We start from the raw sequence: 21,142 nt of genomic DNA on the forward strand, positions 1-21,142 counted from the left end.
CAAAGCTTGAATTGTGCGATACGTACACATATCATGTGTACGTATCGCGATGAGGAATGACCATGCCTAGACCTGCGGACAACAAGACCGAGCGCTACCAAATCCGCATTCCCCCTTCGGAGAAGGCGATGATCGCGCGCGCCGCTGCGCTCTCGCACAAAGACATGGCAGACTTCATCCTCGATAAGATCGTGCCTGCGGCGCAGGCGGTGATTGATGCGGCTGAAGTGACGAAGGTGTCCGACCGCGACTTTAAGCGCATCCTGGACCTGCTGGAACACCCGCCAAAACCCAACGCCAGGCTCAAGGCGGCGATTGCGGCCTTGCCGGACACTTTGTGACTCTTCCGTCCTGGCACGAGGAGCCAATAGCAAAACGCCACGATCGAGCGTCCTTCGATTGTGGCGACCTGCAGATGAACGAATTTCTGCAGCGGTTCGCGCGACAGAGTCATGATCAGAATGCGGCCAAGACCTTCTGCGCGATCGGCGATACAGCTTCGGAACGTGTACTCGGTTTTTATACGATCGCGCCGTCCGCCGTCGCTCATGAAGCCGTTCCCGCAGCCCTGACGAGAGGCTTGGCACGACACGAAGTTTCCGGCTTCAAGCTTGGCCGTCTTGCCACCGATCGCACCGTCGCCGGGCAAGGCCTCGGAGGTCAGTTGCTTGCCGCAGCGGCATTGCGCTGCCTGCGGCTTGCGGGAGAAGGGGGCGGCATTCTGCTCATCATCGACGCCAAGAGCGAGCGGGCGGCAAAGTGGTATGCAAGCTACGGCGCCGAGCGTCTCACAGGATCGGATTTGACTCTGGTGATGCCGTTGGCAGCATTCGCTGCGGATCTACGAGCCAAGGGGCTGCTTTGACGCCTGCCCCTTCATCACTTGCCAATCCCGATGGTTGTCGGAACCGCAAACGTCGAGTAAGCCGCCTCTACAATTCTAATCCAGTCGAACAAAGATGACCCATGCCCACAGTTGCCCCGCTTGATCTCGAAGGCCATTGCGTCGCCGCCGTCTTCCTCGGCGACGTGCCGCATTTCGCGCTGGCCGATGGTGCTGTCCATCGGCTCGACAATGGCCACAAGACGGTGCAGGCCAATGACGGGCTGCTTGCCGCCTTCCATGACGCGGCCAACGACCGGCTGATCACCGGCGGCGAGGACGGCAAGGTTTTTGCCGTGAAAGCCGGCGGCGAGACCCAGGAGGTGGCGAACGCGGGAAAAAAATGGATCACCAGCGTTGCCGCCGGGCCGCAAGGCGCCATCGCGTATGCCACGGGCAAGACCGCCTTCGTGCGCTTCGCCGATGGCAAGACCCGGGAATTTGCCCATCCGCGCTCGGTCGAGGGGCTGGCGTTCTCGCCCAAGGGCATGCGCTTCGGCGTCGCCCGTTACAATGGCGCGACGCTGCATTTCCCCGCCGCCGAGGGCAAGCCGGTGGAGCTGGAATGGGCGGGCGCGCACACCGGCATCACCTTCTCGCCGGACGGCGCCTTTCTGGTCACCACCATGCAGGAAAACGCCCTGCATGGCTGGAAGCTGGCCGACGGCAAGCACATGCGCATGAGCGGCTATCCCGGCAAGGTCAAAAGCCTGTCATGGAGCGTGAAAGGCAAGTGGCTGGCCAGTTCCGGCGCGCCGGCGGCGATCGTCTGGCCGTTTTCGGGCAAGGACGGCCCGATGGGCAAGGCGCCGCTGGAGCTCGGCACGCGCGGCAATGCCATGGTGACGGCGGTCGCCTGCCATCCGAGCCAGGACGTCGTCGCAGTCGGTTACGACGACGGCATGGTGATGGCCGTGCGCTTTTCCGACGCCAAGGAAGTGCTTTTGCGGCGACCAGGCAAGGGCGCCATCACCGCGATGATGTGGGACAGGGAAGAACGCCGCGTCGCCTTCGGCAGCGCCGCCGGCGACTGTGGCGTCATCGACATCACGGCCTAGCCGGGATGGCCGATCACTCGGCCCCGCAGGAGACCTTGCCGGTCAGATCGACGGGCTTGCCGTCGCTTTCCTTGTCGGCCGTGCTGTCATAGACAGCGAGCTTGTAATGCCCGTCATAGACGCCCTCGTCGCTGGCCCTGGTCAGGATCGTCAATTCGACCGAACTGTAGATCTTGGCGACCTGCTGCTCGTGGTAGATGTTTAGCCGCAGTTCCTTGTCGTCGAGCCAATACTGGGTGAGGTTCGCATCCTCTAACACCGTCTTGCGCAATGGATCACCCGTGGGCCTTGCCTTGATTTCGAGGTCGCCGCGGAAATTGAAAGTCGGGCCGCCCATGCCCGTGGTGACGCCGGCATCAACCTGGAATTTGACCTGTGAATCATCGACGGTGCACCAGATACCGCCGGTCGCGAACGCCGTACCGGCCGACAGGAAGAGCATGGTCACGCAGATGATCGTCCGCATTCTTTCCCCCGCTTGTCGTTGCCGACAGCATTGGCGCCGACTTCGCAAGCGGGGTCAAGCGCCCGCCGCAGGCGACTGAGCCAATGCAGAACGGACGCACGGCCAATTGCCGTTGCGGAGGTGGATTGGGTAAGTAGGAATGAGCCAGAGGGATTTTCATGCACGGCAGCGATAGTTCAAAGACCATCGGCGGGATCAGCCGCGACCGCATCGCGCAATTGCGCGAGACGGAAGGGGCAGCCTTTCGCGAGGCGCGGCCGAGATCACAAACCAAGGTCGGCAACGGCCTGCCCGGCTTCTTCGGCGGCGTGCCTATGCACTGGATGAACGATTGGCCGACACCGTTTCCGATCTTGGTCGACAGCGCCCGAGGCGCCACGATCACCGACATGGACGGCAACAAGCTCGACGATTTCTGCCTCGGCGACACCGGTTCGATGTTTGGCCACTCGCCTCCACCGGTGGCGCGCGCCATTCGCCGCCAGGCCGGGCGCGGCCTGACCTATATGCTGCCTTCCGAGGATGCGCTGGCCATCGGGCCGCTGCTGCAGCAGCGCTTCGGCCTCCCGTTCTGGCAGATCGCGACCACGGCGACCGACGCCAATCGCTTTGCGCTGCGCGTCGCCCGCGCCGTCACCTCCAGGGAGAAGATCCTGGTCTTCAACGGCTGCTATCACGGCTCGGTGGACGAGACGATGGTGCGGCTGATCGACGGCAAGCCCGTCAACCGGCCGGGACTGGCGGGCGAATTCCGCGACCTGACCCGCACGGCCAAGGTCATCGAATTCAACGATGTCGCCGCTCTCGAGGCCGCATTGAAGGACAGGGACGTTGCCTGCGTCATCGCCGAGCCGGTGCTGACCAATTCCTGCATGGTACTTGCCGACCCTGGCTACCATGATGCGCTGCGAAAATTGACGCGTGAAGCCGGCACCCTGCTCTTGATCGACGAGACGCATACGATCTCGACCGGTCCCGGTGGTTACACCAGTAAACATGGGCTGGAGCCCGACTTGTTCGTGCTGGGCAAGCCGATTGCCGGCGGCGTTCCGGCGAGCGTCTGGGGCATGAGCGAGGAGGTCGCCTCGCGCTATGCCGACTATAACAGGACGAAAGAGCCGGGATATTCCGGCATGGGCACGACGCTGTCGGCCAACCCGCTGCAGTTCGCCGCCATGCGCGCCACGCTCGAGGAGGTGATGACGCAGGAGAATTATGACCGCATGGATCATCTGGCGCGGCGGCTCGATGCCGGGCTGACCGGCGTGATCGATCGTTACAATCTGCCCTGGCATGTCTCCCGCGTCGGGGCACGCGTCGAGTTCATCTGCGCGCCCGGCCCGCTGCGCAATGGTGCCGAGGCGGAAATTGCGCATGCGCCGGAACTGGAGGCTGCGATCCATGTCGCGCTGGTCAATCGCGGCGTGCTGATCGCACCGTTCCACAACATGATGCTGATCTCGCCGGCAACGTCAGGCACCCAGGTCAACCGGCTGATCGCCGCGTTCGGCGCGGTTGCGGCAAAGCTTGCGGCGTGAGACAAGCGCCCAAGCCAAATTTGAGTGCGATCATGACCTCACCTTCGGGCTCGACGCCCACCGAGGCGCAAGCCTTCCTCGACGCCCATCCCGAGATCGAGGCCTTCGATATCGTGCTGACCGACGCCAATGGTGTGGGGCGCGGCAAGATCGTGCGCCGGCATGAGCTGAAAAGCATTTTCGAGGGCGGCCGGCACATGCCGATCTCCATTCTCGGCCTCGACATCACCGGCGAGGATGTGCACGAAACCGGGCTGATCTGGGACAGCGGCGACGGCGATCTGAGGGCCTGGCCGATTCCGGGCACGCTGGTGCCGCTTTACGGCACGAAGCCGCCGCGCGGCCAACTGCTGATGGCGATGTATTATCTCGACGGCCAGCCAATGTCGTCGGATCCGCGGCTGGCGCTTGCCCGGCAGGTCGGCATATTGGCGGCCAAGGGACTCTATCCCGCCGGTGCCTTCGAGCTCGAGTTTTTTCTGCTGGCCAATGAGCGCGACGCCGACGGCAAGGTGCAGCCGGCGCGCGCGGTGCTCGATGGCCGCGTCTCGGGCAAGACCGAAGTTTATTCAGTCGACCATCTGCACGGCATGGAGCCGTTGTTCTCCGACATCTACGCCGCCGCCAAGGCGCAAGGCATTCCGGCCGAGACGGTGATTTCCGAATATGCGCCCGGCCAGTACGAACTGACGCTGAATTACCGCAAGGACGTGATGCGGGCGGCCGACGATCTGGTCATGCTGAAGCGGCTGGTGCGGGCGCAGGCGCGCCGCCATGGTGTCACCGCCTGCTTCATGGCCAAGCCGATCGAGAAATATGCCGGCTCCGGTATGCATTTCCATGTCTCGCTGCAGGACAAGGACGGCCGAAACGTCTTTGCGGAAGCCGCCGGCGAGAGCTGGTCGCTGCCGCTGCTGCGTGGCCTCGGCGGGCTGATCCAGACCATGGCGGAATCAATGCTGGTGTTTGCGCCGCATGCCAATTCCTGGCGGCGCTTCGTCTCGCAATCCTATGCGCCGGTGGCGCCGAGCTGGGGCGTCAACAACCGCTCGGTGGCGTTGCGCGTGCCGGCCGGCGATGCAAAGAACCGGCGCATCGAGCATCGTCCATCAGGCGTCGACGCCAATCCGTATCTGATTGCCGCGACGGTGCTTGCCGGCATCGTCAAGGGCCTCGACGAAGGGCTCGATCCCGGCCCCGAAACGACCGGCAATGGCTATGAAGCGGCCGTCACCCGCACGACGATGCCGGCCGATTGGCGGGCCGCCATCGAAGCGGCCAAGGCGTCCAGCTTCCTGAAGGGCGCGCTCGGCGAGGACCTGCACCGCACCTTTGTGGCGATCAAGCAGTCCGAGTACCTGCGCGTGGCGCGCACGGTGAGCGAGCTGGACTATCATCTCTATCTGCACGAAGTCTGATGCGGGGGACCGGCGGCGATCACTTTTTCGCCGTCACCATCAAATGAGCTGGCGCATTGGCCTTCCGGAACATATCATGAACAAATGAGCGCACTCCCTGTTCGTGAGAAACTGGCAATCCTGTCCGACGCCGCCAAATACGACGCCTCCTGCGCCTCATCGGGCGCGGCGAAGAAGGATTCTTTGAAATCCGGCGGCATCGGCTCCACCGAAGGCATAGGCATCTGCCATTCCTACGCGCCGGACGGCCGCTGCATCTCGCTGCTGAAAATCCTGCTGACCAATTTCTGCATCTACGACTGCAGCTATTGCATCAACCGCTCGTCCTCGAATGTGCGGCGCGCCCGCTTCGGCATCGACGAGGTGGTGAAGCTGACCATGGATTTCTACCGGCGCAATTATGTCGAAGGGCTTTTCCTGTCCTCGGGCGTCATCCGTTCGCCTGACGAGACCATGGGCGAGATGGTCGAGGTGGCGCGGCGGCTGCGGCTGGAGGAAAAATTCTCCGGCTATATCCATCTCAAAACCATCCCCGAGAGTTCGGCGGACCTGATCGAGAAGGCCGGGCTCTATGCCGACCGCCTGTCGATCAATGTCGAATTGCCCACCGACGAGGGCGTGAAGAAGCTGGCGCCGGAAAAGAGGCCGGAGACAATCCGGCTTTCCATGGCCAATTTGCGCCGGAAGATGGAGGAAAAAGCCGAGCCGACGTTGCGGACCAAAAAACGCGAACGCTTCGCCCCGGGTGGCCAGTCGACGCAGATGATCATTGGCGCGGACAACACCTCCGACGACGGCATCCTGCACGCCAGCGCCCGGCTGTATGGCAGCTACCATTTGCGGCGCGTCTATTACTCGGCCTTCAGTCCGATCCCCGATTCCTCGTCATCGCTCCCGCTCCGGAAGCCGCCGCTGATGCGCGAACACCGGCTCTACCAGGCCGACTGGCTGATGCGCTTCTACGGATTTTCGCAGCCTGAAATCCTGGCCGGCAGCAGCGATGGCATGCTCGATCTCGCCATCGATCCGAAACTTGCCTGGGCGCTGCGCAACCGGGGACGTTTCCCCATCGACGTCAACCGCGCCGACCGCGAAGCGCTGTTGCGCGTGCCTGGCCTGGGAACCAAGGTTGTCGCCAAAATCCTCGAAACCCGCCGCTACCGGCGACTGCGGCTCGAGGATGTCGGCCGGCTCTGCCATTCGATCGCCAAGCTCAGGCCCTTCATCATCGCCGAAGGCTGGTCGCCAGGCGCGCTCACAGACAAGGCCGGACTCCGCGGCAAGATCGTGCAATCCTGCGAACAACTGGCGCTGTTTTGACGATGCCGCCAGCCGAGCTCGACCTCACCCGCCACACCGTTTGGCTTGAAAGCCAGACCGATTTCGCCGGCTGGCGCGACGCGGCTCGGCGGCTGGCGTTGAATGAGGTCAGCCCCGGGGACATCAGCTGGCATGTCGTAGCCGGTCTCGACCGGCCGCCAAGCGAATTGCCTGACGTGCCGCAGGGCGCTGAGCTCATTGTGCCACGCGATTTCATCGGTCACGCCGAGACCGCCTTCTGCCATTCCGATCCCGGACGTTTCGCCTTTCTCTACAGGCTGCTGTGGCGGCTGCGCACCGAGCCCAAATTGCTGGCGATCGCATCGGATCCCGACACCAAACGGCTTGAAACCATGGAAAGGCGGTGCGGCGCGGCAGCCACAAGATGCACGCCTTCGTCCGCTTCCGGAAGATCGGTGACGGCGAGGATGAACACTATGTCGCCTGGTTCGAACCCGACCATTTCATCGTCGAGCGCAATGCGGATTTCTTCATCAGGCGTTTTACCGGCATGCGCTGGACGATCCTGACGCCTTACGCGTCCGCCGATTGGGATGGCGAGAGGCTGGCGATCGGGCCGGGCGCGGCCAAGGGCGATGCGCCAGACAAGGACGACACCGAGACGCTGTGGAGGACTTATTTCGAGCACATCTTCAATCCGGCACGCCTCAAGGTGAAGGCCATGCAAAAGGAGATGCCGAAGAAATATTGGCGGAACCTTCCCGAGGCCTCGCTCATTCCTGACTTGATCGCAGGAGCGGACGAGGCCGCCAGGGATATGATTGCGAAGATGCCGACAACGCCCGCGCCGCACCACGCCAAGGTGCAGGCGAGGCACTGGCCTAAGCATGAGCCTACCGAAGCGCCTGATGACCCCGACGCGCACACGGTTTCCGAATTGCGCGAGGCCGCCAAGGGATGCCGCCGCTGTCCGCTTTGGCGCGATGCGACGCAGACCGTATTCGGCGAGGGGCCTGACAACGCCAAGGTGATTTTCGTCGGCGAACAGCCGGGCGACCAGGAAGACCTCGCCGGCCAGCCGTTCGTCGGCCCGGCGGGCAAGGTTTTCGATGCCATATTGGACGATGCCGGGGTCGACCGGCTGAAGGTCTACGTCACCAACGCGGTCAAGCACTTCAAATTCGAACCGCGCGGAAAACGCCGCATCCACTCCAAGCCGAATGTCGGCGAGGTTCAAGCCTGCCGCTGGTGGCTAGACCACGAGTTTGACCTGATCAAGCCGAATCTCGCCGTGGCGCTCGGCGCCACGGCGGCGCTATCCCTGCTTGGCAAGGCGGTCCCGGTGACCAAGATGCGGGGCCAGGTGATCGAACGCGAGGATGGCTTGCGTGTCTTCCTCACCATCCATCCGTCTTTCATCCTGCGCATTCGGGATCACGCCGACAAAGAAGCCGAACGCGAGCGGTTTTTGCAGGATATGAGGCAGGTGAAGAAGCTGATGGCAGCTTGATCTGCCGGTTTAGCGAACGAGAATTGCCCTGAGATCATTCACGTTCGTGCCGGTCGGGCCGGGCACGAAGAGATCGCCAACGGCATTGAAGGCCGTCCAGGCATTGTTTCCGGCCAGCATCGCCTTGGCATCCACACCCGCCGCGCGCATCCGCGAAACGGTCGAGCCGTCGGCGAAGGCGCCGGCATTGTCTTCCGAGCCGTCGATGCCGTCGGTATCTGCGGCAAGAGCGTGAATGCCTTCGATGCCATTGATGCCGATGGCGAAGGCAAGCAGGAATTCCGAGTTGCGGCCACCCTTGCCTTTGGCCCGCAACGTGACGGTGGTCTCCCCGCCCGACAGGATCAGAACCGGCTTTTGGAAGGGCCGGTTGCGCGTTGCCACTTCGCGGGCGATTGCCGCGTGGACGCCGCCGACCTCGCGTGCTTCGCCTTCGATGGCATCGGAGAGGATGACGGCTTCGATGCCTTGCCGCCTCGCTTCCACCGCTGCCGCTTCCAGCGACACGCCGGCCGATGCGATCAGATGCACCTCGTTGCGCGCAAAGCGCTGATCGCCGGGATCTGGTGCGTCGGCCGCCGGCGACTGGAGATGCGCCATCACCGCGTCCGGTAGTTTCATGCCATAGGCTGATATCGAAGCCAGGGCATTCTCACGGCTGCCGACATCGGGAACGGTTGGGCCGGACGCGACAAGGGCCGGATTGTCGCCGGGGATGTCGGAAACCACCAGCGACACCACCTTGGCCGGCCAGGCCGCGGCAGCCAGCCGGCCGCCTTTGATGGTGGAGAGGTGTTTGCGGATGGTATTCATCGCCGCGATCGGCGCGCCGGAGGCAAGCAGCGCCTCGTTGACGGCGATCTCGTCGGCCAGCGTCAGGCCGGCGGCCGGAGACGGCAGCAGCGCCGAACCGCCGCCGGAAATCAGCGCCACGACCAGATCGTCCGCTGTCAGCCCTTGCACCTTCTCCAGCAGGCGCCGCGAGGCCTCGAGCCCGGCGGCGTCCGGCACCGGGTGTGCGGCCTCGATAATCTTGATGCGCTCGCATTTGGCGCCATAGCCGTAGCGGGTAACGACCAGGCCCTCGATCGTCCCATCCCAAACCTTCTCGAAGGCCGCCGCCATCTGCGCCGAGCCCTTGCCGGCACCGATGACGATGGTGCGGCCCTTCGGCTTTGCCGGCAAATGATCGCGAATGGTCTTTTCCGGATCGGCGGCCGCGACGGCGGCGTCGAAGATGGAGATGAGGAAGGATTCGGGATCGAGCACGGTCATCCTTGGCTGCCATTGGCGATTTGCGAATAGCCGCAAGGCTGGCCCCGCCCCTCATCCGCCTCCCCGCACCTTCTCCCCGTATAGTGACGGGGAGAAGGGAAGCGCTCCAGCGTTGGTGCCCCCTTCTCCCCGTCTCTATACGGGGAGAGGGTGAGGGGGAGGGTCAGCGCTGACGTCACGATTTTTCTTCCGGCGGCAGAGCAAGCTGGCCTGCATCGATGGCCAGGTAATCGCACAGCGCATCGACCACCACGCCATGATCCTGGCGCTCAGGCAGGCCAGAGACCGCGATCACGCCGATGACACCGACGCCCTTGACCGCAACCGGAAAGCCGCCGCCGGCCAACACATAGTCAGCAATATCGAGCCCCTCGCCGATCTTGAAGGTGCGGTCGGGGCGCTGCTGCTCCAGCACCAGCCGGTAAGTGCTTCTGAGATAGCGCTTCACGACATTGATTTTGCGCCGCGCCCAGTCGGGATTGGAAGCGTTCGAGCCCGGCATCGCGGCATAGAACAGCGGCCGGTCGAAGGTCCTGATGTCGACGATGATGGGCAAGTCTTCCCGGAGCGCCCGGTCGCGGATGGCCGAACCGATCTCGAAGGCGACAGCCTCGTCGAAGGCCGTGAAGACAAGCGTCTCTTCCTGTCTCTTGATCAGAGCGATGTCGTCAGCAACGGCCATGTCGTTCCCCTGTCAACTTCGCCGCACGCTTTGACCGATGGCTGCCGCCGGGTCAAGCGGGGAACACGCCGCAGTGCTAAATTGCGATGTCGCTCTTGGCAGGCCGCCCCGCGACATAGACCTCGCGCACCGCGCGGTCGTCTCCCAGCGTCTGCAGCAGGAACAGTTCCTGCGCCAGCGTCTCGACCGTTTCCATCCTGAGCCGCATCGCCGGCGTCGCCCTGGCATCGAGCACGACGATATCGGCGTCGGTGCCATCCTCCAGCGTGCCGATCCTGTCCGCCACCGACAGCGCCTCGGCGTTGCCACGCGTGATCTGCCAGAATGACTGGAACGGGTTGAGCTTCTCACCATTGAGCGCGATTACCTTGTAGCCCTCTTCCATGGTACGCAGCATCGAATAGTTGGTGCCGCCGCCGACATCGGTGGCGGTCGCGATGCGCAATGGCTTGTCGCGGCAGCGAAAGCGCTGATAGTCGAACAGGCCGGAGCCGAGGAACAGGTTGGAGGTCGGGCAGAATACCGCCACCGAACCGCTGTCCGACAGCGCGTCCGCCTCACGCTCCGACAAATGAATGCAATGACCGAACAGGCTCTTTTTGCCAAGCAGCCCGTAATGTTCGTACACATCGGTGTAGTCGCGCGACCAGGGGTAGAGCTGTTGCGTGAAGGCGATCTCGGCGTGGTTTTCCGACAGATGCGTCTGCATGTGCAGGTCGGGATGTTCGCGGCACAGCGCGCCGGCCATCTCCATCTGCTCCGGTGAGGAGGTGATGGCGAAGCGTGGCGTGATGGCATAAAGCTGGCGGCCCTTGCCGTGCCACTCGGCGATCAGCGCCTTGGTGTCGTCATAGCCGGATTGCGGTGTGTCGAGCACGCCTTCGGGCGCGTTGCGGTCCATCATCACCTTGCCGGCGATGTTGAGCATGTCGCGCGCGTGCGACTCGGCGAAGAAGGCTTCCGCCGACGCCTTGTGCACCGAACAGTAAGCGGCGACCGTCGTCGTGCCATGGCGCACCGTCTCATCAAGGAACAGGCGCGCGATGCGGCGGCCATGCTGCGCGTTGGCGAATTTTGTTTCCTCTGGAAAGGTGTAGGTGTTCAGCCAGTCGAGCAGTTCGGCCCCATAGGAAGCGATGATCTGCATCTGCGGGAAATGCACATGGGCATCGATGAAGCCCGGCAGCAACAGATGCGGCCGGTGATCGATTTTTTTTGTCCCCTCGCCCGCCTGTTTCTCGACATCGGCGTAGGCGCCCGATGCAACGATCCTGCCGCCGCTTATCAGCAGGCCACCATCTTCCTCGTAGCGCCAGGCGGAGTGGTCGTCGATGGCTAGCGGCCAGCGCACGAAGGACAGCGTGCGGCCGCGCAGAAGTGTCGAGGTCATGCTTATTTCCCCGCGCCTTCGAACCAGGCGACCAGCAGCGCCCGCTCCTTGTCGGTGATCTCTGTGACATTGGCGGGCGGCATGGCGTGGCTGCGGCCTGCCTGCAGGTAAATCTCGCGGGCATGATCAGCAATGCCCGCGTCCGTATCCAGCATCACCCCCTTGGGCGCGTGGTAGATGCCCTCGTAGACCGGCTCCGCGGCATGGCACATCGAGCAGCGGCCAAGCACGGTGTCGCGCACCGCCGGGAAATGCGCCGAAGCGATATAGACTTGCGCCGAGGCGGAAACCTTGGGTTCACCGGTCAGCACCTTCGGCACGGTCGACAGCCAGATGATGATGAGGAACAGGACAAGGGCGCCCAGCCAGGTCCAGTGCGGGTTGCCGGCACGTTTGTGCACGCTGTTGAAATAGTGGCGGATCAAGACACCGATGATGAACACCAGCGAGGCGATGACCCAGTTGAACTGCGTCCCGAACGCCAGCGGATAGTGGTTCGACAGCATCAGGAACAGCACGGGGAGCGTCAGATAGTTGTTGTGGAGCGAACGCTGCTTGGCGATCTTGCCGTACTTCGGATCCGGCTTGCGTCCTGCGATGAGGTCGGCGACGACGATCTTCTGGTTCGGAATGATGACCATGAAGACATTGGCCGACATGATCGTCGCGGTGATGGCGCCAAGATGCAGGAAGGCGGCGCGGCCGGTGAACAGATGCGTCAGTCCCCAGGCGATGAACACCAGCACGCAATAGAGAACCAGCATCAGGCCGGTGTCGCTTTTGCCGAGCGGCGAGCGGCACAGGAGATCATAGACCACCCAGCCGACGCCGATCGTCGCCATCGACAGCAGGATGCCTATTGGCACCGACATCGGCAGCACATTGGGATCGATCAGGAACAGGTCCGCTCCGGCGTAATAAACCACGCACAGCATGGCGAAACCGGACAGCCAGGTGGCGTAGGATTCCCACTTGAACCAGGTCAGATGCTCGGGCATCTCGGCCGGCGCCACCAGATATTTCTGGATGTGGTAGAAGCCACCGCCATGCACCTGCCATTCCTCGCCGAAGGCGCCGACGGGCATGCCTGGTCGCTGGCGCAGGCCCAGATCGAGCGCGACGAAATAGAAAGACGAGCCGATCCAGGCGATGCCGGTGACGACGTGCAGCCAGCGCACGGCGAAGCTCAGCCAGTCCCAGAAAATCGCGAAATCCATCATTGAAGTCGTCCCTGCCGATGACGCGACTTTACGGTGTGGCGCGTAAACGGAAAGAGGCGAGGTGTGCGATGACTTTCAAAAAAAATTGGAAAATACTAGGTTGATCCCTGCAAACCGGCGAAGGTGCTCCGCATGGCCTATCTCGACAACATCGCCGTCTTCGTCCGCGTCGTCGAGCTCGGCAATCTGTCGGCGGCCGGGCGCGACATGCGCATTTCGCCGGCGGTCGCCTCGAACCGTATCAAGGAACTGGAGAAGCATCTCGGCGTCCGGCTGTTCAACCGCACGACACGGCAGTTGATGCCGACCGAACACGGCACCGTGTTCTACTCGGGCGCGAAGCAGGTTCTGGAGGCGATCACTGAAGCGGAGGCGGCCGTCTCGGCGCTGTCGGGCCAGCCGCGCGGCACCATCAAGGTGACGGCGCCGCTTGGGCTCGGCCGACGGCTGGTGGCCTCGGGCATTCCCGATTTTCACGACAAATACCCTGATATCGAGGTGCGGCTCAGGCTCTCGGACCACAATGTCGACATCATGAAAGAGGGCATCGACGTCGCCTTCCGGCTCGGCATCATCGAGGACTCCAGCCTTCGGATGCGCGGTATCATGGAATGCGAACGTGTGCTGGTCGCCGCACCCAAATATCTTGAGGCACGCGGCGAGCCCATGGATCCGCAGGAATTGATCGGCAGGAGACATGACTGCCTGATGCTGCGCTATTCCGGCGCACGCGAATATGTCTGGACCTTGCAAACGCCGGCCGGCCAGCAAAAATTCGAAGTGCACGGGCCCTACGACACCGATGACGGCGACGTGCTGACCGGTTGGGCTCTGTCGGGACGCGGTATCATCAACAAGCCGCGCTTCGAGGTCGAGCCGTTCATCCGCGACCGGCGGCTGAAGGTCATTCTCGCCAGCACCCCGCCTACGCCGGTGCAGTTCGCTGCCGTATATCCGCACAAGAAGCTGCAGGATCCCAAGGTGCGCCTGCTGCTCGACTTCATGGCGGAGCGCTGCCAGCGGCTGATCAAGGACATCCTGGCTGGGCGGTAGAACAGGCCGGCAAGTGACCGCCGGCTGGTCCATTCGCCGGGCTTGTCTTGCTGCAGGACGAGCTTAGTTTCGTCCTGCGCGGTTTTGACCGGGCAATCCGCACCTTGGTCGAGGTACGAGCAAAGCCGATGGGTCATCGTTGCCGATCCGAGGCGCCTCGACCCTCGCGCATCAGCCTATAATCTGGCGCGTCGCTTCGCGGCCCTCGACATCACCAGCCACGGCACTGCCGGCTGGAACGCATCGCTGACCCAACCCGCGCGAGGCCACCAACTTCAGCAGGCCCGAAGGATTTTCGGACACGGTTTTTCGACGCCGCGCGGAGGAATTCACAGGCATCGTGCAGGGCCTGTGGCAGGACGCGGATGCTCTACTGTTCGACAAGAGCGGCGGTCACGCTGCCTGAACATCTCGGCTTGAAACGGCCGGCTTAGCCGCGGCGCAAGTCTAAACTCGCCATCACCCTGTCATGGGGACGGTCGGAACTTGAGGCCGCCCCGTGCACGACTAGAGCCGTCATGATCTCGGCGGCCGCCAGTGCGGCGATCACCTGCGGGCGCTTGTCCTTGACGGCGTCGCCACCGATCGGCGAGACGAGCCGGCCAAATTCAGCCTCCGTGCCGTCCGCCGATTTCAGGAACCAGTTTCTGAATGTCGCCTTCTTGGTCTTCGAACCGATCATGCCGACATAGGCAGCGTCGCCGCGTCTCAGCGCCTCTGCGACGATCAGGAAATCGAGCGCGTGGTCATGGGTTAGGATGGCGAAGGCGGTGCCGGCCGGGGCGGCGCGAACCTCGGCTTCCGGCATCGGCGTCAGCCGCGTCTCGACGGTTTCCGGCATGCCTTCCAGCGCCTCGGCCCGCGTCTCGATGACGACACCGTGCACGGGAAGAAGCGCTACCGTAGACGCGAGCGCCTGGCCGACATGGCCGCCGCCGAAGATGTAGACGTGCGGCAGATGGGCTTCCTCGGCTTCCGCCGCCGCAACCAGTTCGGCGGCCAGCGCTGCATCGACCAGCCGGATCAGCACCTCGACCCGTCCACCACAGCACTGGCCAATTTCGGGGCCGAGCGGGACGTCAAGCGAGGCGCAGATTTCGTCGGCCTCGATGCGGGTTCCCCTCCCCCTCGAGGGGAGGGTGGCGGCGAAGCCGCCGGGTGGGGTCGTTGCGGCAGTGCTCGACCCCCTTGCGGTGCCTCCTGCGAGGCCCCCCTCTGGCCGCTTCGCGGCCATCTCCCCCTCGAGGGGGGAGATGAGCATCTGCCGCGCCTTGTCGATGGCCATGTATTCGAGCTGACCACCGCCGATCGTGCCAAAGATCGCCGCCGACGAAACAAGCATGAAGGCGCCCTTCTCGCGCGGCGTCGAGCCCTTGGTACCGGCCACTTCGACCAGGGCAAGTCGCGCGGCGCTGCCGAGAAAGGTTTTCAGGCTTTGCACGTTCGAGTTCATGGTTCACGGTTCCCGAATGCAAAATATAGGCTTTTTCGGCTGGAATTGCACGTTTGCCGGCCTTCAGGCGCCAGCCTTGACCTCTTTCTTCAACCGCTCGATCGCCATCAGCACGCGTTCGGGGGTCGCCGGCGCGTCGAGACGCGGGCAGATCTTGTGGTCGGCGACGCTGGCCACGGCATCCGACAGCGCGTGCAGCACTGCCATGCCGTGCGGCAGCGGTGGCTCGCCGACCGCCTTGGAGCGATGGATGGTCGGCTCATAGGCCTGCGACCAGTCGGTCAGCGCGACGTTGAAGATCTTTGGCCGATCCGAGGCCAGCGGGATCTTGTAAGTCGAGGGCGCATGGGTGCGCAGCCGGCCCTTGTCGTCCCACCACAGTTCCTCGGTGGTCAGCCAGCCCATGCCCTGAATGAAGCCGCCCTCGACCTGGCCGAGGTCGATGGCCCGGTTCAGCGAACGGCCGCAGTCGTGCAGGATATCGGCGCGCTCGACGACATACTCGCCGGTCAGCGTGTCGACCGACACTTCGGCGCAGGCCGCGCCATAGGCATAGTAGTAGAAGGCGTGGCCCTGGCCCTTGCCGCGGTCCCAGTGAATCTTCGGCGTCTTGTAGAAGCCGGCGGCCGAGAGCTGCACACGCGCGATGTAGGCCTGCTTGACCAAATCGTTGAAGCTGACTTCCTGGTTGCCGACGCGCACCCGGTTGGGCAGGAACACCACCTGGTCGACAGGTATCTGATATCTCTCGGCGGCGAAGTCGGTCAGCCGCTGGCGGATCTGGCGCGCCGCGTTCTGCGCCGCCATGCCGTTCAGGTCGGCGCCCGAGGACGCCGCCGTCGGCGCGGTGTTGGGCACCTTGGCGGTTGTGGTGGCGGTGATCTTCACGCGGTCGAGGTCGATCTGGAACTCCTCGGCCACGACCTGCGCCACCTTGAGGTGCAGGCCCTGCCCCATTTCGGTGCCGCCATGGTTCATGTGCACCGAACCATCGGCATAGACATGGACCAGCGCCCCGGCCTGATTGGACTCGGTCTTGGTGAAGGAGATGCCAAACTTGACCGGCGTCAGCGCCAGGCCGCGCTTGACGAAGCGGCTGTTGGCGTTGAACGCGGAAATCTCGCGGCGGCGGCGTGCATAGCTGGCGCTCTCTTCCAGTTCCGCCACGATGCGCTGGATGATGCAGTCCTCGACCTTCTGGTGATAGGGCGTGACGCAGCGCGCGCCGATCGCCTCCATCGGGTCATAGAAATTCAGCTTGCGGATTTCGAGCGAATCCTTGCCGACCGCGAAGGCGACCTCGTCGATGACCCGCTCGGCGCCGATCATGCCTTGCGGGCCGCCGAAGCCGCGGAAGGCGGTGTTGGAGACGGTGTTGGTGTAGAGCGGCGCCGACTTGGCCAACACCGCGGGATAGAAATACGCGTTGTCGCAGTGGAACAGCGCGCGGTCGCCGACCGGGCCGGACAGGTCGGCGGAAAAGCCGCAGCGCAAGGCATAGGTGAAGTCGACGCCGAGGATGTTGCCCTCGTCGTCGAAGCCGACTTCATAGTCGATGGCGAAATCGTGCCGCTTGCCGGTGGCGGTCATGTCCTCGTCGCGGTCGAGCCGGACCTTGACCGCCCGCTTCAGCTTCTTGGCGGCGATGGCGGCGATCGCGGCGCACTGGTTGGCCTGCGTTTCCTTGCCGCCGAAGCCGCCGCCCATGCGGCGCACCTCCACCGTCACCGCGTTGCTCGGCACGCCGAGCGTGTGGGCGACCAGATGCTGCGTCTCGCTTGGCCCTTGCGTCGAACAGTAGACGGTCACCTCGTCGTCCTCGCCGGGGATGGCGAGCGACACCTGGCCTTCGAGGTAGAAATGGTCCTGGCCGCCAAGCCACATGCGGTTCTTGACGCGGCGGGGAGCGGCCTGGATTGCGGCGGCCGCGTCGCCACGCTTCAGGATCAGCGGCGTGGTGACCTGCTTGTCCTTGGTCGGATCGAGGTCCCATATGTCGACGACGGCGGGAAGCTCGTCATACTCGATCCCAGCCAGGCGCACGGCGCGACGCGCCGCCTCGCGGGTCTCGGCAATGACCGCGAAGATCGGCTGGCCGAAGAACTGCACCTTGCCTTCCGCCAGCACCGGATCGTCATGCATGTTGCTGGGCGAGACATCGTTCTCGCCCGGCACGTCGGCATAGGTCAGCACGTCGACGACGCCAGGGGCCGCGCGCACCGCCGAGAGATCGACGCTCTTCAGGACGCCATGCGCCACCTTGGACAGGCCAAGACCGACATGCAGCGTGCCGGCCGGCTCCGGCATGTCGTCGATGTAGACCGCGCCGCCGCTGACATGCTTGTGGGCGGAATCGTGCCGCTGGTCGGTGGCGACGCCGCCGACGATCTTCTCGGCCTTGAGGTTTGATGGTGCGTGCTTGTTCATCAGGCCGCCTCGCTGCGTGATACCTGGAACGGCGCCTTGGTGCCGGTGGTTTCCACGTAAAAGCGCAACAGAAGGTTCTTCGCCGCCAAAGCTCGGTATTCGGCGGTTGCGCGCATATCGGTCAGCGGGGTGAAATCGCTGGCATAGCAGGCCATAGCCGCTTCCACCGTCACTTCGGTCCAGGCCTTGCCGAGCAGCGCCTTTTCGACAGAGGACGCCCGCTTCGGCGTTGCCGCCATGCCGCCATAGGCGATGCGGATATCGGCTACCGTGCCGTCCTTGGCCAAGGCCAGATAAAAGGCGCCAAGGGTCGCGGTGATGTCCTCGTCGCGGCGTTTGGTGACCTTGTAGACGGCGAACTTTGTCCCCTTTACCGGCACCGGCACATGCACGGCCTCGACGAACTCGCCTGGCTGGCGGTCCTGCTTGCCATAGGCGATGAAGAAATCCTGCAACGGGATCGTGCGCCGTGTCTTGCCCCTGCGCAATGTCAGCCGTGCACCGAGCGCGATCAACGGTGGCGGCGTGTCGCCGATCGGCGAGCCGTTGGCGACGTTGCCGCCGATCGTGCCCATGTTGCGGACCTGTTCCCCGCCGATGCGGTCGAACAACGGCCCCAATGCCGGGATGCGTTTCGACAGTGTCGAAAAGGCTTCGGTGTAGGTGACGCCCGCGCCAATCGATATGACACCATTGTCTTCCGTGATGGTGCAAAGCCCCGGCAGATTGCCGATGAAGATCGCCGGCGAGATGTCGCGCATCTGCTTGGTCACCCACAGGCCAACGTCGGTCGAACCGGCTACGACGGTGGCGGTCGGCTCTTTTTCGAAGACAGCCGCGAAATCGTCGGCATCGGCCGGCACTACCAGCCGCGTCCCGCCGGCGCCGATCTCGACCCTGGCGCCATCCTGCAACGCCTGCAGCCGTGTGGTGACGTCCCGGCGCTCCACCGCCAGCACGTCTTTTGCCGCCTTGCCGTAACTCGATATGGCGTGCGCGGCGCGCATGATCGCCTCATAGCCGGTGCAGCGGCAGAGATTGCCTTGCAAGGCTTTTTCGATGGCCGCGTCCGAAGGGTCCGGTGACTTCATCCACAAGCCGTAGAGCGACATGACGAAACCCGGCGTGCAGAAGCCGCATTGCGAGCCATGGAAATCAACCATAGCCTGCTGGACCGGATGCAACTGGCCAGCTTCGCCGCGCAGGTGCTCGACCGTCACGACATGGGTGCCGTCGAGCGAGCCCAGAAAGCGAATGCAGGCATTGACGCTTTCATAGACCAGTCCGGTGGCCGAAAGTCTGCCGATCAGCACCGTGCAGGCGCCGCAATCGCCCTCGGCGCAGCCTTCCTTGGTGCCGCGCAGCGAACGGTCGAGCCGCAGCCAGTCGAGCAGGGTCGCGTCAGGCGCCACGGATGACAGCGCGACATCCCTGCCATTCAGAATGAAGCGGATTTCGTTGCGGATATTGACTTTGGCCATGCCTCAGCTCCCCCTGTAGGTGGAATAGCCGTATGGCGAGATCAGCAATGGTACATGATAGTGCAGCGCCTGCGCCATGCCGAAGCGGATCGGCACGCTGTCGAGGAAGGCCGGCTCGGGCAGCTTCGTTCCTTGGCCACGCAGATAGTCGCCGGCCGCGAACACCAGTTCGTATTCGCCGATGCGGAAGTCGGCACCGGCCAGCAGCGGCGCATCGCAGCGGCCGTCAGCATTGGTGACGACCGTCTTCAGAAGCGTGCGGGCCAAACCCTCGAGACGGTAGAGCGCGATGGACAATCCCGCCGCCGGCCTGCCGGTCGCGGTATCCAGGACATGGGTCGTCAGACGCCCGCCATCGGCTTTCGATGTCTCTGCCATTGGCCGCCTCCCATTTTCCAACACGAACAAATTGGCCGGTACAATCGAGCACTACTGATGAATTGTGCGCCAATTAAAGGCGATGCATAAGTCCCGGTCGAGCGGAGTGCGACAAAAACACTTTCAAAAATTTTGAGGGGAATGCGAGAAGCACCCTTTCGATATCCTGATCATACTTCCGGTGATGCCGGGCGCGGAGGGACGATGCGTTACACCAGGGACATGCGTGGCTACGGAGCCAATCCGCCGGATCCGAAATGGCCTGGCGGCGCGCATGTCGCCGTGCAGTTCGTCGTCAACTATGAAGAGGGCGGCGAGAACTGCGTGCTCCACGGCGACAAGGCTTCTGAAGCCTTCCTGTCCGAGATCGTCGGCGCGGCGCCCTGGGTGGGCCAGCGCCACTGGAACATGGAATCGATCTACGAGTATGGGGCGCGGGCCGGCTTCTGGCGGCTGCTGCGCCTGTTCAGCGAAGAGCAAGTGCCCGTCACCTGCTATGGCGTCGCCACGGCGCTCGCGCGCTCGCCCGACCAGGTCACGGCGATGCAGGAAGCCGGCTGGGAAATCGCCTCGCACGGGTTGAGATGGATCGACTACCGCGACCACGACGCCGAGGACGAGCGCCGCGACATCGAAGCGGCGATCAAGCTGCACTACGAGGTGACCGGCCAGCGCCCGACCGGCTGGTATACGGGCCGCACATCGATCAACACGGTGCGGCTGGTGGCAGAGGAAGGCGGCTTCGACTACGTCTCGGACACCTATGACGACGAACTGCCCTACTGGTTCGAGCATGAGGACGGCACGCAGCTCATCATCCCCTATACGCTCGACGCCAACGACATGCGCTTTGCCACACCGCAAGGCTTCAACTCGGGCGACCAGTTCTTTGCGTATTTGAAGGACAGTTTCGATACGCTCTATGCCGAGGGCAAGGCCGGCCGGCCGCGCATGATGAACATCGGCCTGCATTGCCGCCTGGTCGGGCGGCCGGGCCGGGTGGCGGCGCTGAAACGCTTCGTCGATTATGTCAAATCGCACGACAAGGTCTGGCTGGCGCGGCGTATCGACATCGCCAAGCACTGGCAGGAAAACCACCCCTATCAGCCGGCCGCGCTACGCCCCTCGAAGATGGAATTCGAGACGTTCGTTCACAGCTTCGGCGGCGTTTTCGAACATTCGCCCTGGATCGCCGAGCGGGCCTACGAGCTGGAGCTCGGCCCGGCGCACGACACGGCGGGCGGCCTCCACAATGCGCTTTGCCGCATCTTCCGTTCCGCCAGTGAGACCGAACGGCTCGGCGTGCTCAACGCCCATCCCGACCTCGCCGGCAAGCTGGCCAAGGCCAGGCGACTGACGGCGGAATCGACCAGGGAACAGGCTTCCGCCGGTCTCGACGCGCTGACAGACAAGGAACGCGAACTGTTCTCCAAGCTCAACGCCGCCTACGTCACCACCTTCGGCTTTCCCTTCATCATCGCGGTGAAAGGCAAGACAAAGGAGGAAATCCTCGCCGAATTCGAAGCCCGCATCGGCAACGGCCGCGGCGTCGAATTCGAAACCGCCTGCAAACAGGTCGAGCGCATCGCGCTGCTGCGCCTCAAGGACATGCTTCCACAATAGGTTTGA

At 63.7% G+C, this 21,142-nt stretch carries 17 protein-coding genes and 2 pseudogenes; 10 read left to right on the plus strand and 9 right to left on the minus strand.

The window, feature by feature from the left end:
* The first annotated feature begins 62 nt into the window (after window positions 1–62).
* From FJ943_RS17890 to FJ943_RS17900, 3 genes are all read left to right on the plus strand, one after another.
* The gene (locus FJ943_RS17890; protein WP_015314300.1) at window positions 63–341 is read left to right on the plus strand and encodes a DUF1778 domain-containing protein; all 279 of its coding nucleotides are present in this window, start codon (window positions 63–65) and stop codon (window positions 339–341) included.
* A complete protein-coding gene (locus FJ943_RS17895; RefSeq protein ID WP_015314301.1) occupies window positions 338–865 on the plus strand; it encodes a hypothetical protein in 528 nt (175 codons plus the stop codon). The genes FJ943_RS17890 and FJ943_RS17895 overlap by 4 nt, the downstream gene beginning before the upstream one ends.
* A gap of 101 nt (window positions 866–966) precedes the next feature.
* Complete coding sequence (locus FJ943_RS17900) at window positions 967–1,941, plus strand: WD40 repeat domain-containing protein (protein ID WP_140723408.1); 975 nt, start codon at window positions 967–969, stop codon at window positions 1,939–1,941.
* Between the two features lie 13 nt (window positions 1,942–1,954).
* Here the strand turns inward: FJ943_RS17900 and FJ943_RS17905 are convergent, their stop codons facing one another.
* Window positions 1,955–2,407 carry a hypothetical protein gene (locus FJ943_RS17905; protein ID WP_140714361.1) on the minus strand — a complete coding sequence of 151 codons (453 nt, stop codon included), beginning with the start codon at window positions 2,405–2,407 and terminating at the stop codon, window positions 1,955–1,957.
* 158 nt (window positions 2,408–2,565) lie between these two features.
* On the opposite strand from FJ943_RS17905, the gene FJ943_RS17910 reads away from it, so the two are divergent.
* The 4 genes and pseudogenes from FJ943_RS17910 to FJ943_RS17925 all read left to right on the plus strand — a co-directional run bounded on the left by FJ943_RS17910 (window position 2,566) and on the right by FJ943_RS17925 (window position 8,154).
* Complete coding sequence (locus FJ943_RS17910; RefSeq protein WP_140723411.1) at window positions 2,566–3,945, plus strand: aspartate aminotransferase family protein; 1,380 nt, start codon at window positions 2,566–2,568, stop codon at window positions 3,943–3,945.
* A gap of 32 nt (window positions 3,946–3,977) precedes the next feature.
* A complete protein-coding gene (locus FJ943_RS17915; protein WP_140660072.1) occupies window positions 3,978–5,363 on the plus strand; it encodes a glutamine synthetase family protein in 1,386 nt (461 codons plus the stop codon).
* Window positions 5,364–5,447: 84 nt separating this feature from the next.
* Window positions 5,448–6,683: a putative DNA modification/repair radical SAM protein gene (locus tag FJ943_RS17920; protein WP_140660073.1), complete on the plus strand. Its 1,236-nt coding sequence runs from the start codon at window positions 5,448–5,450 to the stop codon at window positions 6,681–6,683.
* Window positions 6,684–6,685: 2 nt separating this feature from the next.
* Window positions 6,686–8,154: pseudogene (locus FJ943_RS17925) on the plus strand (UdgX family uracil-DNA binding protein).
* 9 nt (window positions 8,155–8,163) lie between these two features.
* Here FJ943_RS17925 and FJ943_RS17930 read toward each other — a convergent pair.
* The 4 genes from FJ943_RS17930 to FJ943_RS17945 all read right to left on the minus strand — a co-directional run bounded on the left by FJ943_RS17930 (window position 8,164) and on the right by FJ943_RS17945 (window position 12,721).
* Window positions 8,164–9,429, minus strand: coding sequence for a glycerate kinase (locus FJ943_RS17930; RefSeq protein WP_140723414.1), 1,266 nt, complete (start codon window positions 9,427–9,429; stop codon window positions 8,164–8,166).
* Between the two features lie 175 nt (window positions 9,430–9,604).
* Window positions 9,605–10,111, minus strand: a complete 507-nt coding sequence (locus FJ943_RS17935; RefSeq protein ID WP_015314309.1) for a heme-degrading domain-containing protein — start codon at window positions 10,109–10,111, stop codon at window positions 9,605–9,607.
* Between the two features lie 76 nt (window positions 10,112–10,187).
* On the minus strand, window positions 10,188–11,501 hold the full coding sequence (gene guaD / locus FJ943_RS17940; protein WP_015314310.1) for a guanine deaminase: 1,314 nt from the start codon (window positions 11,499–11,501) through the stop codon (window positions 10,188–10,190).
* Between the two features lie 2 nt (window positions 11,502–11,503).
* Complete coding sequence (locus FJ943_RS17945) at window positions 11,504–12,721, minus strand: urate hydroxylase PuuD (protein WP_015314311.1); 1,218 nt, start codon at window positions 12,719–12,721, stop codon at window positions 11,504–11,506.
* Window positions 12,722–12,853: 132 nt separating this feature from the next.
* On the opposite strand from FJ943_RS17945, the gene FJ943_RS17950 reads away from it, so the two are divergent.
* Together FJ943_RS17950 and FJ943_RS30020 are read left to right on the plus strand one after the other, a co-directional pair.
* Window positions 12,854–13,774, plus strand: coding sequence for a LysR family transcriptional regulator (locus FJ943_RS17950; RefSeq protein WP_140615052.1), 921 nt, complete (start codon window positions 12,854–12,856; stop codon window positions 13,772–13,774).
* 177 nt (window positions 13,775–13,951) lie between these two features.
* Window positions 13,952–14,168, plus strand: a pseudogene (locus tag FJ943_RS30020) (nitrilotriacetate monooxygenase); the annotation flags it as partial.
* Between the two features lie 36 nt (window positions 14,169–14,204).
* Here FJ943_RS30020 and xdhC read toward each other — a convergent pair.
* From xdhC to uraH, 4 genes are all read right to left on the minus strand, one after another.
* Window positions 14,205–15,227 (minus strand): xanthine dehydrogenase accessory protein XdhC, encoded by a 1,023-nt coding sequence (gene xdhC / locus FJ943_RS17960; RefSeq protein ID WP_140723417.1) that lies wholly within the window; start codon window positions 15,225–15,227, stop codon window positions 14,205–14,207.
* A 63-nt stretch (window positions 15,228–15,290) separates the two neighbouring features.
* Entirely contained in the window at window positions 15,291–17,654 is a 2,364-nt protein-coding gene (xdhB, locus tag FJ943_RS17965; RefSeq protein WP_140723420.1) for a xanthine dehydrogenase molybdopterin binding subunit, read from the minus strand.
* Complete coding sequence (xdhA, locus tag FJ943_RS17970; RefSeq protein WP_140723423.1) at window positions 17,654–19,135, minus strand: xanthine dehydrogenase small subunit; 1,482 nt, start codon at window positions 19,133–19,135, stop codon at window positions 17,654–17,656. Before xdhA ends, xdhB begins: the two co-directional genes overlap by 1 nt.
* A gap of 3 nt (window positions 19,136–19,138) precedes the next feature.
* On the minus strand, window positions 19,139–19,513 hold the full coding sequence (gene uraH / locus FJ943_RS17975) for a hydroxyisourate hydrolase (protein WP_015314318.1): 375 nt from the start codon (window positions 19,511–19,513) through the stop codon (window positions 19,139–19,141).
* A 204-nt stretch (window positions 19,514–19,717) separates the two neighbouring features.
* Between uraH and puuE the strand changes: the two genes are divergently transcribed.
* Window positions 19,718–21,136 carry an allantoinase PuuE gene (gene puuE, locus FJ943_RS17980; protein ID WP_140723426.1) on the plus strand — a complete coding sequence of 473 codons (1,419 nt, stop codon included), beginning with the start codon at window positions 19,718–19,720 and terminating at the stop codon, window positions 21,134–21,136.
* Window positions 21,137–21,142 lie beyond the last annotated feature (6 nt).

This window comes from Mesorhizobium sp. B2-3-10, from assembly GCF_006442275.1.
GTDB lineage: Bacteria > Pseudomonadota > Alphaproteobacteria > Rhizobiales > Rhizobiaceae > Mesorhizobium > Mesorhizobium australicum.

Bases quoted from the DNA above. Each gene is read 5' to 3' on its own strand.
- FJ943_RS17935 (WP_015314309.1), bottom strand. From the start codon at position 10,111: ATGGCCGTTGCTGACGACATCGCTCTGATCAAGAGACAGGAAGAGACG.
- FJ943_RS17910 (WP_140723411.1), top strand. From the start codon at position 2,566: ATGCACGGCAGCGATAGTTCAAAGACCATCGGCGGGATCAGCCGCGAC.
- FJ943_RS17945 (WP_015314311.1), bottom strand. From the start codon at position 12,721: ATGATGGATTTCGCGATTTTCTGGGACTGGCTGAGCTTCGCCGTGCGC.
- FJ943_RS17930 (WP_140723414.1), bottom strand. From the start codon at position 9,429: ATGACCGTGCTCGATCCCGAATCCTTCCTCATCTCCATCTTCGACGCC.
- FJ943_RS17890 (WP_015314300.1), top strand. From the start codon at position 63: ATGCCTAGACCTGCGGACAACAAGACCGAGCGCTACCAAATCCGCATT.
- xdhC (WP_140723417.1), bottom strand. From the start codon at position 15,227: ATGAACTCGAACGTGCAAAGCCTGAAAACCTTTCTCGGCAGCGCCGCG.
- FJ943_RS17920 (WP_140660073.1), top strand. From the start codon at position 5,448: ATGAGCGCACTCCCTGTTCGTGAGAAACTGGCAATCCTGTCCGACGCC.
- puuE (WP_140723426.1), top strand. From the start codon at position 19,718: ATGCGTTACACCAGGGACATGCGTGGCTACGGAGCCAATCCGCCGGAT.
- uraH (WP_015314318.1), bottom strand. From the start codon at position 19,513: ATGGCAGAGACATCGAAAGCCGATGGCGGGCGTCTGACGACCCATGTC.
- FJ943_RS17900 (WP_140723408.1), top strand. From the start codon at position 967: ATGCCCACAGTTGCCCCGCTTGATCTCGAAGGCCATTGCGTCGCCGCC.
- xdhA (WP_140723423.1), bottom strand. From the start codon at position 19,135: ATGGCCAAAGTCAATATCCGCAACGAAATCCGCTTCATTCTGAATGGC.
- xdhB (WP_140723420.1), bottom strand. From the start codon at position 17,654: ATGAACAAGCACGCACCATCAAACCTCAAGGCCGAGAAGATCGTCGGC.
- FJ943_RS17915 (WP_140660072.1), top strand. From the start codon at position 3,978: ATGACCTCACCTTCGGGCTCGACGCCCACCGAGGCGCAAGCCTTCCTC.
- FJ943_RS17905 (WP_140714361.1), bottom strand. From the start codon at position 2,407: ATGCGGACGATCATCTGCGTGACCATGCTCTTCCTGTCGGCCGGTACG.
- guaD (WP_015314310.1), bottom strand. From the start codon at position 11,501: ATGACCTCGACACTTCTGCGCGGCCGCACGCTGTCCTTCGTGCGCTGG.
- FJ943_RS17950 (WP_140615052.1), top strand. From the start codon at position 12,854: ATGGCCTATCTCGACAACATCGCCGTCTTCGTCCGCGTCGTCGAGCTC.